This is a genomic window from Streptomyces roseicoloratus, from assembly GCF_004117935.1.
Classification (GTDB): Bacteria; Actinomycetota; Actinomycetes; order Streptomycetales; family Streptomycetaceae; genus Streptomyces; species Streptomyces roseicoloratus.
Window position 1 is genome coordinate 43184 of record NZ_SDOY01000137.1, and the last position, 15924, is coordinate 59107.

The following is a 15924-nucleotide window of genomic DNA, read 5'->3' on the forward strand; positions in this document are numbered from 1 at the left end:
TCCCTCACTCCGCCCCGTGGCACTCCCCATAAGCCCGCCCCGACCCGCACCAGCAGGGAGCGGTCCTCGCCGGTGGCCAGGCCGCCGCGCGTCCCCTTGCCGCCAGGGTCGTGGCGTACTGGGGGAGGAGGTCCGGGTTGGCGGGGGTGGAGGATTCCGAGGCGGCGAAGGCTTCGTAGGAGGGGACCGTGGCCGGGACGATGCCCAGGTTCGGGGTGCCCGACTGGGCCAGTTCGCGGAGGGAGGCCTCGATGTCCGTCAGGTGGGCGCGGTACGTGGGGTACTCGGCCTCCAGTTCCGGGTACGCCGCCAAGAGCTCGTCGAGTTCCCGTTCCGGCCAGTGCAGGACCGCCACCGGGAACGGGCGGGACAGGGCCGTGCGGTAGGAGCCGAGTTCCGAGCGGAGGCGGGTGATCTCCGCCCGGAGCTCCGCCGGGTCCGACGAGCCCAGGGACCACAGGCGCTTCGGGTCGTGCAGCTCGTCCAGCGGCACGTTTCCGGAGTGCAGCCGGTCCGCCAGGGTGTCGAGGTCGTCGTGCGGGAGGCCCATCGCCCGGCGGACCCGGTGGCGGCCCGCCAGGAGGGACTGCACCGCGTACGGGACCTCGTCGCCCGGCGCCACCAGCAGGCGGGCCGCCTCCGTGAACGTCGCCTCCGCTTCCGCCGGCTCGTCGTGCGCCTCCAGCGTCTCCGCCGCGATCGCCCACGGTGCCGGATCCGCCGGGCGGGCCCGCCGCACGCCCTCGATGATCGCCCGCGCCTCCGCCTCGTGGCCGTACTCCCACAGGTTCGCCGCCTTCAGCGACCTGATCAGGAGCGGGGCCGCGGGCGACGGGGCCGCGAGCAGGTCGTCGTAGAGCGTCGTCGCACGCTCGCGCTCGCCCGCCAGTTCCAGGTGGGCCGCCGCCCGCAGCAACAGCGGTTCGCGGTCCTCCGGGTACCGGCCCGCGGTGCGGAGCAGGCGCTCGGCTTCGGTGATGTGGTCGGCAGGAGTGTCGGGGCGCATGTCGACACCGTACTGCGGTACGGCCCTGGAGAGTTGGCGCCGCAGCACCTATCGTGCCCGCCGTGCGAGCGAGAGTACGCGGCCCGGTTCCGGTCGTCGTCCACACGGGCCGGCGGCGCGGGACCGCCTCCCGCGCCCTGTGGACCTCCGCCGAAGCCCTCGTCACCTGCGGCGTTCTCGTGCTGCTGCTCGTTGTGCACCAGCTGTGGTGGACCAACCAGCAGGCCCGCGCCGGAGCCGTCGCGCAGGTGCGCAACCTGGAACGCGAGTGGGACTCCTCACCTCCGGCCGGCCCGTCCCCTCCGGTTCGCTCGGCACCGGATCCGGGCCCCTCGCCTCCGGTCCCCTCGTCCTCGGACGGGTCCTCGGCTTCGTCCTCCGGCGGGGCGCCCCCCGGTTCCGAGTCCTTCGGCGGCCCTCCCGGGCGGGCGTCCGCCTCCGCCTTCGCCGTCCTCCGCATCCCCCGCCTCGGGCTCTCCGTCCCCGTCGCCCACGGCGTCGGCAGGCGCGGCGTCCTCGACAAGGGCTACGCCGGGCACTATCCCGGCACCGCCCAGCCCGGCCGCACCGGCAACTTCGCCCTCGCCGGGCACCGCAACACCCACGGCGAGCCCTTCCGTTACGTCAACCGGCTCCGGGCCGGCGACCCGATCACCGTCAGGACCCGCGACGGCACGTACACCTACCGCGTCGACCGGATCCTGCCGCAGACCTCGCCCCGCGACACCGGCGTCATCGCGCCCGTGCCCCGCTCCCTCCACAAGCCGTCCTACGGATACGACCGCCCCGGCGCCTACCTCACCCTCACCACCTGCACCCCCGAGTTCACCTCCACCTACCGGCTTGTCGTCTGGGCCCTGCTCGTCGGCGGACCCTGACCGCTCCCGTCCCCGTCCCCGTCAGCCGCGGCTTCGCGCCGCCGCCACGGTGATCGCCGCCCCCGCGAGGCCCAACACCGCCGACGCGACCAGCGCCGTGTCCGGGCCCGCCGTCGACAGGGCCAGGGCGAGGGCCACGCCCGCCGACGAACCGATGTAGCGGGCGGTGTTGTTCGCGCCCGAGCCCATCGCGGCCCGCTCCTGCGGTACGGAGTCGACGGCGAGGCGCGGCAGAGCGGCGTTCAGCAGGCCGCTGCCCGCGCCCGCCACGACCAGGCCGACGAGCAGCCGGGGCCAGGCCGGACCCGCGTCCACCGCGCCGAACAACAGGAGCACCCCCGCCGTCGACAGGAGGAAGCCCACGGCGAGCTGGTACGCGGCCGGGACCAGGCCCGCCAGCCGACGCGCCTGGAGCGCCACCACGAACGCCGAGCCCGACCACAGCAGGAACAGCCACGCCGTGGTCATCGGCGCCATACCGGTGCCGCGCTGCAGCAGCGCGGGCAGCACACTGAAGAAGCCGATCACGGCGAGGCCCGTGAACAGCGCCCCCGCCGTGGCCGCCCGGAACGCCGGCCGCCGGAACAGCGCCAGGTCGATCATCGGCGCCGGGCCGCGCCGCTCCACCCGTACGAAGGCCCCCGTCAGCACCACCGCGGCGAGCAGCAGGACGCCCACGGACGGGCGCAGCCAGCCGTCCCTGCCGAGGGTCAGTGCGGTGAGCAGCGCGCCGAGCGCGAGCCCGAGGGTGAGCGCCCCGGCGACGTCCGGCCGCCCCGCCCGCGGGGCCCGCGACTCGGCGAGGGCGCGCGCGCCGAACCCGGCCACGAGCAGCGTGCCCGCCGCCAGCACCTCGTACGTCCACCGCCAGCCGTCGACCGGGACGGCCGGTCCGGTCGGTCCGGTCAGTCCGGTCCGGTCGGCCAGGCCGCCCAGGCCGCCCAGCGCGGCCGTGCCACCCACGCTGCCCAGTGCGCCCGCGAGCAGCGGACCGAGCGCGATGCCCGCGCTCACGAACGCGCCCCACACCCCGGTCGCCCGGATCCTGGCCGCCCCGCCCGGGTACGCATGGGCGATCAGCCCCAGGCTCGCGGCGAGTACGGCTGCGCTCGCCGCGCCCTGGGCGATACGGGCGAGGGTGAAGGCGAGTGTGGAGCCGGCGAGGCCGCCGAGGGCCATGGTGAGGCCGAGGCCCAAGGTGCCGAGCAGGAAGACCCGGCGTCGCCCGTGGTCGTCGGCGAGGCTGCCGGCGAGGAGAAGGACGACGGCGAGACCGAGCGGGGTGCCGTTGAGCAGCCACGCCTGCGCGGAGGCGGGCGTACCGAACTCCCGGGCCATGACGGGCAGGTCGAGCATCGGCGCCGTGTAGTTCATCAGCGCGAGCGTGGTGGCGGCGCTGGTCACGGCGAGCGTCGCGGCGGGGCGATGGGGGCGGGCGGGGTGGTCGCCTTCGTGCCCCATCGCTTCCAATTCCGCTTCTGCTTCCGCTTCCGTTTTCGCTTCGGCTTCCGCATTCGCTGCCTTCGTCCGCGTCGCCGTAGCCGTTGCCGTTGTCAGCAGCGGCGTCTTCGTCGTCTTGGCGTCGGGGGCGGGCTGGGGCATGCCGGGACCTCGCCTTCGGTGAGAGGAGTGCGGCGACTCGCCGTCTCCTGGTAGGTTCGTTCACTGAACCTTGACTCTCGGCTCACCGTAGCAGCCGTAGTTCAATCATTGAACCCACTCGCTACACTCGTCCCCATGGCCCTCGGCAAGGACTACGCGAACCAGCACTGCTCCATCGCCCGCGCCCTCGAGGTCGTCGGCGAGCGCTGGACCCTCCTCGTCGTGCGCGACGCCTTCTACGGCGTCCGCCGCTACAACGACTTCCTCGTCCACCTCGGCGCCCCCCGCGCCGTCCTCGCCGCCCGCCTCCAGTCCCTCGTCGATGTCGGCGTCCTGGACAAGCGCCGCTACCAGGAAGCGCCTCCGCGCGACGAGTACGTGCTCACCGAGCGCGGCATCCGCCTCTGGCCCGTCCTGCGCGCCCTCGGGCTGTGGGGTCGCGAGGCCCTGCCCGGCACGCTGCCCATGCGGTCCTTCCACCACGTCGCCTGCGGCACCGAGCTCGCACCCGCGGGCGACTGCCCGGCCTGCGGGCTCGCCGTTCCGCCCGCCGACATCGAGATGCGGCCCGGCGCCGGTCTCGACCCCGACCCCGCCGATCCCGTCAGCCGCGCCCTGCTGAAACCCCGCCGACTGCTCGTTCCGCTGGAACTCCCGCCGTCCGAATCGCGTCGTGTATAACGGATGAGACCTGTGGAACGGACCGTGAGCGGCCTGCGGAACGGCCGGTGGACGGAGGGTGAGATGCTCGGCGATCTGGCCCTGCGCGTGCTCGCCCCGCTCCTCGTCCTCCTCGCCGTCGCCGACCTGCTCCTCTCCGAGGGAGCCGGCCTCTCCGCCACCGTCGCCGTCGCCGCGACCGCCTTCCTCTGCGCCCTCGTCGGCGGTGCCCGTACGGCCCTGCCCGTACCGCCCACCCGCGTGCGCACCGCCCTTCGCGACCGCGCGCGCCGCACCGCCTTCCTGCCGCAACGCGACCCCGACGCCTCGGGCCGCCGCAGGCCCCGGGCACCCGGCCGTCCCCTCCTGACGGCCGCGTAGGGGCACACACCTCGCAGGGGCACGCACCTCCGTACGGAGATCTCGTACGGAGATCCCCGTGCGAGATCTCCGTACTGCTGCTCCCCCCACGCGGTTCCGTCCTGCCGACTTCCCCTTCCTTCCGGCACGACGAGACCCCACGGAGGGCTCCCATGTCCGTTTTCGCCTCCCTTGTCGAGCAGCTCGCCGACCTGCTCCGGCCGCTGTTCGCCACCGCCTCCACCGCCGCGGCGATCGTCCTGTTCACCATGGCCGTACGGCTCGCCGTCCACCCGCTCTCCCGGGCCGCCGCCCGCGGTCAGAAAGCCCGGACCCGGCTCGCCCCGCAGCTCGCCGACCTGCGCAAGAAGCACGCCAAGAACCCCGAGCGGCTGCAGAAGGCCGTGATGGAGCTGCACGCGAAGGAGAAGGTCTCGCCGTTCGCCGGCTGCCTGCCGAGCCTGCTCCAGGCTCCCGCCTTCCTCCTGATGTTCCACCTGTTCTCCAGCGGCCGGATGGCCGGCCACGACCTTCTCGGCGCCCCGCTCGGCGACCACTACGCCGACGCCCTCGCCCGCGGCGGGGTGTTCGGGCACGCCGGCCTGGTCTATCTCGCCCTGTTCGCCCTCGTCGCCGTCGTCGCCACGTACACCTATCTGCGGACCAAGCGGCAGCAGCAGGCCGCGCCCGCGGTCGCCAACCCCGGCCAGCCGGGCGCCGCGCTCGCCGCCGGCATGGCCCGCTGGCTGCCGCTGCTCTCCTTCGCGACGCTGATCTCGGTCGCCGTCGTGCCGCTGGCCGCCGCGCTCTACATCGTCACCAGCACCACCTGGAGCGCGGTCGAGCGGGCCTTCCTCTACCGCGACATGCCGACGGCGGGGGCGCTGGCTCCGACCATGTAGCGAGCGCGAGGTGGCCGGGGGCGCGGGGGCGCGGGGTGCGGGGGCGTGGGGCCGCGGTGAGTCGTGGTCCAGCGGCCTCGCGGAGTCGGCGTGACCCAGCCCGCTCGCCCCCTCGCCGCGTCGCCGCGTCGCCGCGTCGCCGCGTCGGTGCGTCGGTGCGTCGGTGTGCCGGTGCGTCGGTGTGTCGGTGTGTAGCCGTGGGTGCAGGCGCGTGGCGATTACTCGTGCGTAAGGGTCCAGGGTGTGAACGGGGGCTTGCAGAGAGCCCCTTTCTCTTGGAGGATCGACCAATCCTCCGATGGCCGCACTCCATCGGCCGGGGCACTCCAAGGCCCGCCCCGCGGGCCACCTCGACCAGAGGAGAAGACCATGAAGCTGCTGCGTGTCGGCCCGGCCGGGGCCGAGCGGCCTGCCCTCGTCGACCAGGACGGGACGCTGCGCGACCTGTCCGCGCTGGTCGACGACGTCGACGGCGCCCTGCTCGCCGACGGCTCCGCGCTCGACCGGATCCGTGCCGCGCTCGCCGCGGGCGTGCTGCCCGCGCTCGACCCGACCGGGCTGCGCGTCGGCCCACCCGTCGGCCGCATCGGCAAGGTCGTGTGCATCGGGCTGAACTACCACGGCCACGCCGCCGAGGTCGGAGCCGCCGTCCCCGAGGAGCCGGTCGTCTTCCTCAAAGCCGCCGACACCGTCGTCGGGCCCGACGACACCGTGCTCGTACCGCGCGGCTCGGTGAAGACCGACTGGGAGGTCGAGCTCGCGGTCGTCATCGGCCGCACCGCCCGCTATCTGGAGACGGACGAGGAGGCCCTCGCCCACGTGGCCGGCTACGCGGTCGCCCACGACGTGTCCGAGCGCGAGTTCCAGATCGAGCGCGGCGGCACCTGGGACAAGGGCAAGAACTGCGAGACCTTCAACCCGCTCGGCCCGTGGCTGGTCACCGCCGACGAGATCCCCGACCCGCAGGACCTCGGACTCCGGCTCTGGGTGAACGGCGAGCTGAAGCAGGAGGGCCACACCTCCGACCAGATCTTCACGGTCGCCCAGGTCGTCCGCTACGTCAGCCGCTTCATGACCCTGTACCCCGGCGACGTCATCAACACCGGCACGCCCGCCGGTGTCGCCATGGGGCAGCCCGAACCCAAGCCGTACCTGCGCGCGGGCGACGTCGTCGAGCTGGAGGTCGAGGGGCTGGGACGGCAGCGCCAGGAGCTCAAGGGGGCGTGACGCCGGGCGGCCGGGTGTGAGGCGTTCGGGCGATGCGCCTCGCGCCGCTCGCGTGGGGCGTCGCCTCGGACGGCGGCATTCTGCATATTTCCGGATATGCGTTCAAAAGGAATGAATCGCCCACGTCCTTCGGTCCTCCCCGCCGCCGGCACCGCGCGGGCGGCGGCGGTCGCGGCGACGGTGGCCGGCTCGGTCGTCCTCACCGGGGCCCTCGCGGCCACCGCCGCGTTCGCCGACCGGCTCCCCGGCGGCCTCGGCCCCTGCATCCCGGGCACGCCGCCGTGCCCGACCCCGTTCCCGGACGTCAACAACAAGGACGTCGTCGGCCGCGACAACAACATCAACGTCTTCGTCGGCGGCGACTTCCTCGTACGCGAGGCCGCGGCTGAAGCCGAGGGCAAGGTCGTGGTGCTCGGGAACTTCGACCAGAACAAGCGCACCGGTGTCTCGCAGGTCTACAACGTCGGCGTCGCGGGCGTCGGATCGCGCGTCCCGCCCGACAACGACACCGACTTCCTCACCGCCGGCGGCAACGTCACCGTCGCCACCGGCCAGCGCCTGCTCGCCGAGGAGGGCAGTACGCACGGAGTCGTACGGTACGGGGGCACCCTGACCGGAACGGTCAGCCCCAAGTCGGTGGCCGACCCCAAGGCGGCGGACCCGTACCGGAGCCTGCGCGACAAGCTCAGCGCGGCCAGCCGCTGCTACGCGTACGTGAAGGGCAGTCCGCGGACCGCGACCGGCACGGCCGTCAACCGGGACTACGAGACCCTCTTCACGGGCGACAGCACCTCCGCGCTGCAGGTGTTCAACGTCGACTTCGACCTGGAGTCGAAGACCAACGGTTCGCAGGGGCTGCGTTTCACCGGCATCCCGGAGAACGCGACGGTGCTCGTCAACGTCTTCGGCGCGGACCGGGTGATCGACACCTACATCAACGGCTTCCAGGACGGGCTGCGCGAGCGGCTGCTGTGGAACTTCCCCGACGCGAACGGTGTGCTCTTCGAGGGCAGCGGCCAGTTCGAGGGCAGCGTGCTGATCGCGGACCAGTCCAGCACGGCGACCGTGACCATGCCGGGCATGAACGGCCGCTTCTACACGAGCGGCTCGCTCACCCACGCCTCACAGATCGACGGAGGCGGAGGCCAGGAGATCCACGCGTACCCGTTCGACGGCGACCTTCCCGCGTGCGAGGAAGGCGGGACGACGAATGGTGGGACGACGAATGGGGGCACGACGGACGGTGGCACCACGGATGGTGGCACCACGGATGGTGGGGCGACCAATGGTGGGTCCACTGATGGTGGGACGACCAATGGTGGGACCACGGACGGGGGCACGACGGACGGGGGCACGACGGACGGCGGGACCACGAACGGCGGGACGACGGATGGGGGGACGACGGACGGCGGGACCACCGACGGAGGCACGACCGACGGAGGCACGACCGATGGTGGGGCGTCCGACGGGGGCGTGACCAACGGCGGGACGACGAACGGTGGCGCGACCGACGGCGGGACCACGGATGGTGGGACCACCAATGGCGGCACGACCGACGGCGGCACGACCGACGGGGGCGCCACCAACGGCGGCACCACCAACGGCGGCACCACCGACGGAGGCGCGACGGACGGCGGTTCGTCCGACGGTGGTTCGTCCGACGGCGGGTCCACGAACGGCGGGTCCACGAACGGCGGCGCCACAAACGGCGGGACCACGACCGGCGGCGCCACGACCGGTGGGTCCACCTCCGGCGGGGCGACCACGGGCGGTCAGACCACGGGCGGTCAGACCACCGGTGGTCACACCTCAGGCGGCCAGACCACCGGCGGTCATACCTCAGGCGGCCATTCCACCGGCGGCCACTCCGGTTCCACCACCGGTGGTGGTGAACTGCCCGACACCGGTGCCGGGTCCAGCACCGGGCGGATCGTGATGAGTGCCACGGCCCTCGGTCTCGCCACCGCCGGTGGTGTGCTCGTCGCCGTTACGCGGCGTCGGCGGCGTACGTACTGAGCAGGCGCTCCAGGCCGAGGACGACCAGCGCGTGGTCCTCGGCCTGCGGGAGGCCCGAGACCGTGACCGAGCCGATGACCCCGGCGCCCTCGACGGCGATCGGGAACGAACCGCCGTGCGCGGCGAAGCGGTCGGGGTCCAGGCGCGACGAGTCCTCGAAGGTCGTGCCCTTGGCGCGGAACCTGGCGCCCACGAGGAACGAGCTCACGCCGTACCGCTCGACGACCCGCCGCTTCCGTTCGATCCAGGCGTCGTTGTCCGCGCTGGATCCGGGCAGCGCGCAGTGGAAGAGCTGCTGGGCCCCGCGCCGTACGTCGATCGCGACCGGGGCGCGCCGCTCCCGCGCCAGCTCGACCAGGATCGTGCCGAGCGTCCACGCGTCCTCGTACGTGAAGCGCGGCAGCACCAGCCGGGCCTCCTGCGCCGTCAGTTCCTCGACGTCGGCGTCGAGGGCACCGGCGACGCCGGTGACGGGGTTCGGGGTGGTCACAGGGTCACCGCGCTTCCCTCGCGGGCGGACGTCCTCGCCGCCTCCAGGACCTCGAGCGCGGCGGCGGCCTCGTACGCCGTGACGGGGTTCTCGCCGGTGCCGCGGAGGGCGGCGGCGACGGCCGCGTAGTAGGCGGGATAGTCGCCGGGCAGGGTCTCCACGGGCGTGCCGCCGCCGGTGAGCGGTGACTCTCCGGAGCCGAGGCGGCCCCACAGCTCCTCCGGCTCGACGCCCCACACGGCGCCGGGTTCCGGTCGCAGGCCCTCGCGCAGGGCGGCCTCCTGCGGGTCGAGGCCGTACTTCACGTAACCGGCCTTCCGGCCCAGGACGCGGAAGCGCGGGCCGAGTTGGGCGGTGGTGGCGCTCACCCAGAGGTGCGAGTGCACACCGTTGGCGTGGGTGATCGCGACGAACGTGTCGTCGTCGGCCTCGGCGCCCGGGCGGCGCACGTCGGACTCCGCGTACACGCGGACCGCCGGGCCGAAGAGGACGAGGGCCTGGTCGACGACGTGGCTGCCGAGGTCGTAGAGCAGCCCGCCGATTTCCTCGGGCGCGCCGGACTCGCGCCAGCCGCCCTTGAGCGTGGGGCGCCAGCGCTCGAAGCGGGACTCGAAGCGCTGGACCTCGCCGAGGGCGTCGTCGGCGATCAGCGCGCGCAGGGTGCGGAAGTCGTTGTCCCAGCGGCGGTTCTGGAAGACGGAGAGCAGCAGTCCGCGCGCGTCGGCGAGGGCGGCGAGGCCGCGCGCCTCGGCGGCGGTGCCGGCGAGCGGCTTGTCCACGACGACGGGCAGGCCGGCCTTCAGGGCGGCGGTGGCGACGGGCACGTGGGTCTTGTTCGGTGAGGCGATCACGACGAGGTCGAGCTCGGCGGCCCGTGCGATGAGCTCGTCGGCGGAGCCGACGACCCGCACGCCCGGGTGCTCGGCGCGGGCCTGGGCGGCACGCTCGGGGTTGCCGGTGGTGACCGTGTCCAGGACGAGGTCGGGGGAGGCGGCGATCAGCGGGGCGTGGAAGACGGACCCGGCCAGGCCGTAGCCGACGAGGCCGACGCGGAGCGGCTGGGCGGTGGAGGAGCTCATGGGCATGGGCACCACTTTGGCAACGCTGTTGCCAAAGTGCAAGCGACAGGCACAATGGCCTGGTGAACAGGGACAAGGGGAATCGCGGCGCGGGCGACAGAGACCGGGGGAGCGCGGCCGGGAGCGGTGGCGGGAGCGGTGGCGGGGTCAACCTCCCCGCGCTGCGCAGCCACAACGCCGCTCTGGTGCTCGACCTGCTCCGGACGGCGGGAGAGGCCGGCATCAGCCGTCTCGAACTGGCCGCACGCACCGGTCTGACCCCGCAGGCGGTCAGCAAGATCACCGCCCGGCTGCGGGCCGAGGGTCTCGCGGCGGAGGCCGGACGGCGCGCGTCGACCGGCGGCAAGCCGGCGACCGTCCTGCGGCTCGTCCCCGAGGCGGCGTACGCGATCGGGCTGCACCTCGACCGCGACGAGCTCACCGCCGTCCTCCTCGACCTCGCGGGCGAGCGTGTCGCCGTCCGCCGGGCCCCCCTCGACCTCGGCGCCGGCGCCGAACCGGTCCTGTCGACGGCCCAGGCGGAGATCGCGGCGCTGCTGGCGGCGGGTGGGGTGGGCACGGTGGGTGCGGTGGGTGCGGCCGGTGTGGCGCGTGCAGCCGGTGCGGCCGATGTGGCCGGTGGGGCGGGTGCGGCCGGTGGGGTGCGTGTGGCTGGTGTGGCGAGCGCGACGGGGACGCCGGAAGTGCCGGTCGCGCTGGGCGGTGCGCCGGAAGCACGGGAAGCGCCGGAAGTACGGGAAGTACGGGAAGTACGGGAAGTACGGGAAGCATCGGAAGCATGGGAGGCGCCGGAAGCACTGGAGGTGCCGGAAGCGAGCGTGTCGCGCAGCGCCCCGCCGGACAACCCCCCGGCGAACCGAGACGTCCCCGCCGCCCCGGCCGCCCCCGCCGGCCCCGCTGCCCCCGACCTCCTCGGTGTCGGGGTCGCCATGCCCGGGCCGCTGGACCATCTCGCCGGGACGCCCGGCCGGGTCACCGGGTTTCCCGAGTGGGACGGGTTCCCGCTGCGCGAGGAGCTGGGGCGGCGGCTCGGGCTGCCCGTGGTGCTCGACAAGGACACGAACGCCGCCGGCCTCGGCCTCGCCCTGCGCCCCGACGCGCCCGGCTCCTTCGCGTACGTCCATCTCGGTACGGGCCTGGGCGCGGGGCTCGTCCTCGGCGGTGCCGTCCTTCGTGGCGGCAGGACCGGTGCCGGAGAGCTGGGGCACCAGACCGTCCGGCTCGACGGGCCGCCCTGTGACTGCGGCGGGCGCGGCTGCCTGGAGGTCCTGTGCCTGGCCGCGCTCGCGCGCGGCGATCTCGACGAGGCCGCCAGGGTGCTCGGCACCGGCGCCGCGAACCTCGTGCGGCTGCTGGACATCGACCGCGTGCTGCTCGGCGGGCGCGCGGTGCTCGCCGAGCCCGAGGCCTTCGTGCGCGGGGCCCGCGAGGTCCTGGCCGGCCTCGGCCTCCCGACGCCCGTCGACGTCGTCGACCTTCCCGATCCCGTGGCGGAGGGCGCGGCGCACCTGGTCCTCGCCCCGGTCTTCGGCAAGTGACCTCGGCGGTCGCCGGGCCGGCCGCTGTCCCCGGCCCCTGTCCCCGGTCGCTGTCCCCGGCCGCCGCCCCCGCCCGTCCCCTCTCCGCTCCGCGAACCCCGGGAGGGGGCTGATCTTCCGATCATCGGCTGATCGGGCGGAATTCGCGGCCCGCTTCCGCTCCGTGCCGCGTCGCTCGCCGGGCGCCCGGCGGCGCCGTGGCAGGGTCGCGGGCGAGACGTACGTCCGCGAGCAGCAAAGGCACCGCCACCATGCGACCGCCCAGCACCGCCCTCGCCCTCACCGTTCTGGCCGGCGCCACGGCCACGGCCGCCGCGGTCGTCATGCTGCCGGTGGAAGCGGTGGCACGCGCGGTGCACGCGGCCCACGCGCCGCAGACCCCACACGCCGCGCCCGCTCTCCCTGTCGTCCCTGCCGTCCCTGCCGTCCCTGCCATCTCTCCTGTCTCTCCCGTACGCACCGCCCGCGCACCGCACACCGCGGACGGGCCGCATGCCGCGCCCGCTCCCCATCCCGCCCATCCCGGCCATTCCGGCCTTCCCGGCCACCCCGCCCAAGCCGCCCGCGCCCCGCAGGCCGCCCCGCACACCGCCCGCCCCCCGGGCCCCGTCGCCGTGCCCTCCTGCGGGACGGCCGACGCCGCCGAGTTCCCGCTGAAGACCCGGATCCACGGCGGGCCCGCGGACTATCCGGCCGGCGGCGAGTTCCGGACCTGGCAGCTGGACCTCACCAACACGACCGTCGCGGCCTGCCGTGACATCCACCCGGTGCTCGTCCTCACCGACCGGGACCGGACGCTGCGGCCGACGCAGATCCGGGCCGAGTTCTACGACGCCGACGCGCGGCTCTGGCGCCCGGTCGCCTTCGAGGCCACCGACCGCGCCGAGAACGTCGGCGTCTTCGACGCGCCGGTGCTGTCCACGGCGGTCCCGTCCTTCTCCGGGTTCGCGGTGCCCGCGGGCCGTACGCTCACCGTGCCCGTACGGCTCTCCTTCGGGGCCGACGCCGCGCCCGACGAGGTCGTCGTCAGCGCCGCCGTCGTGCAGAAGCGCGGCGGCGACGGCGACTGGGTCGGGGAGTCGGGCGACTACCGCCTGCAGATCGGCCCGGCCGACCCGGACGCCGAAGCCTCCCCGGACACCGACGCCGACGCCGGCCGCACCGCGGACCCGTCCGCACCGCCCGCCCGCACCGCTCCCGCCGAACCGGGTGACTCCGAACTCGCCCGTACGGGAAGGGAGTCGGCGGCCCTGCGGCTCGCTCCGGTCTCCGCCGCCCTGCTCACGGCAGGCGGCGCGCTGACGTACCTGGCGTGGCGGCGCCGCCGCCGCCCGCGACCGCACCCGTAGAGCACCCGGGCAACCCGCCTCGGGAACCCGCCTCGGGAACTCGCCTCGGGAACTCGCCTCGGGAACTCGCTCGGTCGCCCGCCTCCGTGCCCGCTCCTCCTCCGCCCTGCCGTCAGCCGACCGCGAGGGCCCAACGCCCCCGATCGCGCGGAGGCGTTGGCCGGCCCGCCGGCAACTGGTGATCGACAGGGTCAGGATCCGTGCTTCCTGTCCTAGGCTGGGGGCGTCGCCACAGCGTCGTTGCGTCGTCCCCAGCACACCGTTCTTCACGTACGGCAGGAGTCCCGCACCCATGGCAGAGCGCAAGCCGATCGAATCCTGGCTCACCGACATGGACGGCGTCCTCATCCACGAGGGCGTGCCGATCCCCGGCGCCGACGCGTTCATCACGAAGCTGCGGGACACCGGGAAGCCTTTCCTGGTCCTTACCAACAACTCCATCTACACCGCCCGCGACCTGCACGCCCGGCTCGCGCGCATGGGCCTGAACGTCCCGGTCGAGAACATCTGGACCTCGGCGCTCGCCACCGCCAAGTTCCTCGACGACCAGCGCCCCGGCGGCACCGCGTACGTCATCGGCGAGGCCGGTCTCACCACCGCCCTGCACGACATCGGCTACGTGCTCACCGACCACGACCCCGACTACGTGGTCCTCGGCGAGACCCGTACGTACTCCTTCGAGGCCATGACCAAGGCGGTCCGCCTCATCAACGCCGGCGCCCGCTTCATCTGCACCAACCCCGACGAGACCGGCCCGTCCCTGGAGGGCCCGCTGCCCGCCACCGGCTCGGTCGCCGCGCTGATCACCAAGGCGACGGGCAAGGAGCCGTACTTCGCGGGCAAGCCCAACCCGCTGATGATGCGCACCGGTCTGAACGCCATCGGCGCCCACTCCGAGACCAGCGCCATGATCGGCGACCGGATGGACACCGACATCCTGGCCGGGCTCGAGGCGGGCATGCAGACCTTCCTCGTGCTGACCGGCCTGACCACCGAGGCCGAGATCGACCGCTTCCCCTTCCGGCCCTCGAAGGTCGTGAAGTCGATCGCGGACCTCGTCGAGCGCGTCTGACGCAGACGCGGACACAGGCGCAGACGCGGACGCGGACCGGATCCGGTCCGCTCCCGCTCCCGGATCCGGTCCGCTCCGGATCCGCTCCGGATCCGATCCGCTCCGGATCCGGTCCGCTCCGGATCCGGAGCGGACCAGGTTCGATCCGCTCCTGAAACCGCAGGTGAGGGCCACGATCGGCCCCCCTGCGGATGCGGACGAGCCCGAACCGGGTGACCCTGCCAGTATCAGGAGGTCACCATGAGTTCAGGTCCCATCGCTCTCCGTGCCGCCGGGGCGGCCGTGGCCCTGGTGCTCGCGCCCGCCGCGGGCACCGCCCTCGCCCACGACGGCGTCCAGGCCACCGTCGCCCCAGCCACGGCCGCGCCCGGCGCCGACATCGACGTGCACGTCACGGGCTGCAAGGGCGCGACCGGCGCCGCCAGGTCGCAGGCGTTCGTCGCGGACGCCGAGCTCACGGGCCCGGAGGGCGGGAAGAAGGGCCGGCTGACCGGTGACACGACCCTGAAGTCGGGACTCGAGGACGGCACGTACAAGGTCAGCGTGACCTGCGACGGCCACGACCACCACGACGTCGGCAGCGTCCGTGTGCGCCGCCACCACGAGCCGACCCACAAGCCGAGCCACCCGCCCACGAACAAGCCGAGCCACGAGCCCGCCCGGAAGCCCACCCAGCACGCCTCCCCGGTCGCCCCCGTCCACGCGGGTGGCGGCGGTACGGCCGCCTACGCCGCGCCTGCGGCGCCCGGCATGGCGCAGACCGCGGGCGAGGCCGGCCTCGGCACCCCGTACACCCTCATGGGTCTCGGCATGGCCGCCGTCGCCGCGGTCGCCGTCGCCCTCCGCAGCGCCCGGCGCCGGAGCGGCGCGGGCCAGGGCGCGGACTGACCGGATGTCCTCCGGGCGCGCCCTGACGGGCACGGCCTGGGCCGTGCTGGTGCTCGGACTGTGGGTCTGGGGCAGGGACGCCGCCGAGGTGCCCCTCGGCAGCTCGGCGCCGATCACCGGCGACATCGCCGCCGTCGGCCGCCCGCTCGGCGAGCCGCTGCCGCCGGAGCACGACCCGGTGGGGGCCGCCGAACCGCGCCGGGTGGAAGTCCCGTCGCTCGGGATCTCGGCGCCCGTGGTGGCGCGGGGCCTGGACGGGGACGGGGCGATCGACCCGCCGCCGTACGACATGCCGCACACCGTCGGCTGGTACGGCTCCGGCCCGCGACCCGGCGCCTCGGGGGCCGCGCTCCTGGTCGGCCACGTCGACACGGACACCCGCCCGGCCGTCTTCTACGGGCTGAGCGCGGTGCGGCCCGGTGCGGCGGTGACCGTGACCCGTTCGGACGGAAGCGTCGTGGAATTCACGGTCGACGACGTGCAGGTCCTTCCCAGGGACGGTTTCGACGCCCGGAAGGCCTATGGCCCGCGCCGCCCGGGCCGGTCCGAACTGCGGCTGATCACCTGCGGCGGCAGCTTCGACCGCGAGGCGGGCGCGTACACGGCGAACGTGGTGGTCTCGGCGTATCTGACGGGGGCGAAGGGCATGGCGGCGGGGCGCTGACCGCGGAGCGCACGTCACGAGCAGCGCGCGCAGCCCATGAGCGCATGCAGCCCAGCCCCAGCAGGGCATGCGGCGTATGCAGGGCATGCCGGGCATCCGGGCATACAGGCCATACAGGTCATGCAGGGCAAGCGCGGCAAGCCGAGGAATCCCGTACGACGGAAACACGACCGAGGCCCTTCACCTGATGGTG

15 protein-coding genes are annotated in these 15924 nt (G+C 74.2%); 11 read left to right on the forward strand and 4 right to left on the reverse strand.

Annotation, left to right across the window (positions count from 1 at the left end):
• Nucleotides 1-4 precede the first annotated feature (4 nt).
• On the reverse strand, nt 5-1006 hold the full coding sequence (locus tag ESG85_RS21250) for an SEC-C domain-containing protein (protein WP_128981605.1): 1002 nt from the start codon (nt 1004-1006) through the stop codon (nt 5-7).
• Between the two features lie 62 nt (nt 1007-1068).
• On the opposite strand from ESG85_RS21250, the gene ESG85_RS21255 reads away from it, so the two are divergent.
• Complete coding sequence (locus tag ESG85_RS21255) at nt 1069-1884, forward strand: class E sortase (RefSeq protein ID WP_128981607.1); 816 nt, start codon at nt 1069-1071, stop codon at nt 1882-1884.
• A gap of 21 nt (nt 1885-1905) precedes the next feature.
• Here ESG85_RS21255 and ESG85_RS21260 read toward each other — a convergent pair whose 3' ends face one another.
• On the reverse strand, nt 1906-3345 hold the full coding sequence (locus tag ESG85_RS21260; RefSeq protein WP_128981609.1) for an MFS transporter: 1440 nt from the start codon (nt 3343-3345) through the stop codon (nt 1906-1908).
• Between the two features lie 276 nt (nt 3346-3621).
• On the opposite strand from ESG85_RS21260, the gene ESG85_RS21265 reads away from it, so the two are divergent.
• The 5 genes from ESG85_RS21265 to ESG85_RS36105 all read left to right on the forward strand — a co-directional run bounded on the left by ESG85_RS21265 (nt 3622) and on the right by ESG85_RS36105 (nt 8651).
• Nucleotides 3622-4167, forward strand: coding sequence for a winged helix-turn-helix transcriptional regulator (locus ESG85_RS21265; protein WP_128981611.1), 546 nt, complete (start codon nt 3622-3624; stop codon nt 4165-4167).
• Between the two features lie 63 nt (nt 4168-4230).
• The gene (locus ESG85_RS21270) at nt 4231-4527 is read left to right on the forward strand and encodes a DUF6412 domain-containing protein (RefSeq protein ID WP_128981674.1); all 297 of its coding nucleotides are present in this window, start codon (nt 4231-4233) and stop codon (nt 4525-4527) included.
• A gap of 152 nt (nt 4528-4679) precedes the next feature.
• Nucleotides 4680-5408 (forward strand): YidC/Oxa1 family membrane protein insertase, encoded by a 729-nt coding sequence (locus ESG85_RS21275; RefSeq protein WP_128981613.1) that lies wholly within the window; start codon nt 4680-4682, stop codon nt 5406-5408.
• 369 nt (nt 5409-5777) lie between these two features.
• Nucleotides 5778-6635 (forward strand): fumarylacetoacetate hydrolase family protein, encoded by an 858-nt coding sequence (locus ESG85_RS21280; protein ID WP_128981616.1) that lies wholly within the window; start codon nt 5778-5780, stop codon nt 6633-6635.
• A gap of 111 nt (nt 6636-6746) precedes the next feature.
• On the forward strand, nt 6747-8651 hold the full coding sequence (locus ESG85_RS36105; RefSeq protein ID WP_246095202.1) for a choice-of-anchor A family protein: 1905 nt from the start codon (nt 6747-6749) through the stop codon (nt 8649-8651).
• Here ESG85_RS36105 and ESG85_RS21290 read toward each other — a convergent pair.
• The gene (locus ESG85_RS21290) at nt 8623-9141 is read right to left on the reverse strand and encodes a heme-degrading domain-containing protein (RefSeq protein ID WP_128981618.1); all 519 of its coding nucleotides are present in this window, start codon (nt 9139-9141) and stop codon (nt 8623-8625) included. The two genes, ESG85_RS36105 and ESG85_RS21290, sit on opposite strands and share 29 nt — an antisense overlap.
• Nucleotides 9138-10226 (reverse strand): Gfo/Idh/MocA family oxidoreductase, encoded by a 1089-nt coding sequence (locus ESG85_RS21295; RefSeq protein WP_128981620.1) that lies wholly within the window; start codon nt 10224-10226, stop codon nt 9138-9140. Before ESG85_RS21295 ends, ESG85_RS21290 begins: the two co-directional genes overlap by 4 nt.
• 56 nt (nt 10227-10282) lie before the next feature.
• Here ESG85_RS21295 and ESG85_RS21300 point away from each other — a divergent pair, with 56 nt between their 5' ends.
• From ESG85_RS21300 to ESG85_RS21320, 5 genes are all read left to right on the forward strand, one after another.
• Entirely contained in the window at nt 10283-11758 is a 1476-nt protein-coding gene (locus ESG85_RS21300) for an ROK family transcriptional regulator (protein WP_128981622.1), read from the forward strand.
• A gap of 251 nt (nt 11759-12009) precedes the next feature.
• A complete protein-coding gene (locus ESG85_RS21305; protein WP_128981624.1) occupies nt 12010-13107 on the forward strand; it encodes a hypothetical protein in 1098 nt (365 codons plus the stop codon).
• A gap of 292 nt (nt 13108-13399) precedes the next feature.
• Entirely contained in the window at nt 13400-14179 is a 780-nt protein-coding gene (locus ESG85_RS21310) for an HAD-IIA family hydrolase (protein ID WP_128981626.1), read from the forward strand.
• A 240-nt stretch (nt 14180-14419) separates the two neighbouring features.
• Nucleotides 14420-15067: a hypothetical protein gene (locus ESG85_RS21315; protein ID WP_128981628.1), complete on the forward strand. Its 648-nt coding sequence runs from the start codon at nt 14420-14422 to the stop codon at nt 15065-15067.
• A gap of 4 nt (nt 15068-15071) precedes the next feature.
• Nucleotides 15072-15731, forward strand: coding sequence for a class F sortase (locus ESG85_RS21320; protein ID WP_128981630.1), 660 nt, complete (start codon nt 15072-15074; stop codon nt 15729-15731).
• Nucleotides 15732-15924 lie beyond the last annotated feature (193 nt).

What these genes read in the sequence shown, in the direction of transcription:
- ESG85_RS36105 (WP_246095202.1), top strand. Translation starts at nt 6,747, where the DNA reads ATGAATCGCCCACGTCCTTCGGTCCTCCCCGCCGCCGGCACCGCGCGG.
- ESG85_RS21310 (WP_128981626.1), top strand. Translation starts at nt 13,400, where the DNA reads ATGGCAGAGCGCAAGCCGATCGAATCCTGGCTCACCGACATGGACGGC.
- ESG85_RS21270 (WP_128981674.1), top strand. Translation starts at nt 4,231, where the DNA reads ATGCTCGGCGATCTGGCCCTGCGCGTGCTCGCCCCGCTCCTCGTCCTC.
- ESG85_RS21260 (WP_128981609.1), bottom strand. Translation starts at nt 3,345, where the DNA reads ATGGGGCACGAAGGCGACCACCCCGCCCGCCCCCATCGCCCCGCCGCG.
- ESG85_RS21250 (WP_128981605.1), bottom strand. Translation starts at nt 1,006, where the DNA reads ATGCGCCCCGACACTCCTGCCGACCACATCACCGAAGCCGAGCGCCTG.
- ESG85_RS21265 (WP_128981611.1), top strand. Translation starts at nt 3,622, where the DNA reads ATGGCCCTCGGCAAGGACTACGCGAACCAGCACTGCTCCATCGCCCGC.
- ESG85_RS21305 (WP_128981624.1), top strand. Translation starts at nt 12,010, where the DNA reads ATGCGACCGCCCAGCACCGCCCTCGCCCTCACCGTTCTGGCCGGCGCC.
- ESG85_RS21315 (WP_128981628.1), top strand. Translation starts at nt 14,420, where the DNA reads ATGAGTTCAGGTCCCATCGCTCTCCGTGCCGCCGGGGCGGCCGTGGCC.
- ESG85_RS21275 (WP_128981613.1), top strand. Translation starts at nt 4,680, where the DNA reads ATGTCCGTTTTCGCCTCCCTTGTCGAGCAGCTCGCCGACCTGCTCCGG.
- ESG85_RS21295 (WP_128981620.1), bottom strand. Translation starts at nt 10,226, where the DNA reads ATGCCCATGAGCTCCTCCACCGCCCAGCCGCTCCGCGTCGGCCTCGTC.
- ESG85_RS21280 (WP_128981616.1), top strand. Translation starts at nt 5,778, where the DNA reads ATGAAGCTGCTGCGTGTCGGCCCGGCCGGGGCCGAGCGGCCTGCCCTC.
- ESG85_RS21320 (WP_128981630.1), top strand. Translation starts at nt 15,072, where the DNA reads ATGTCCTCCGGGCGCGCCCTGACGGGCACGGCCTGGGCCGTGCTGGTG.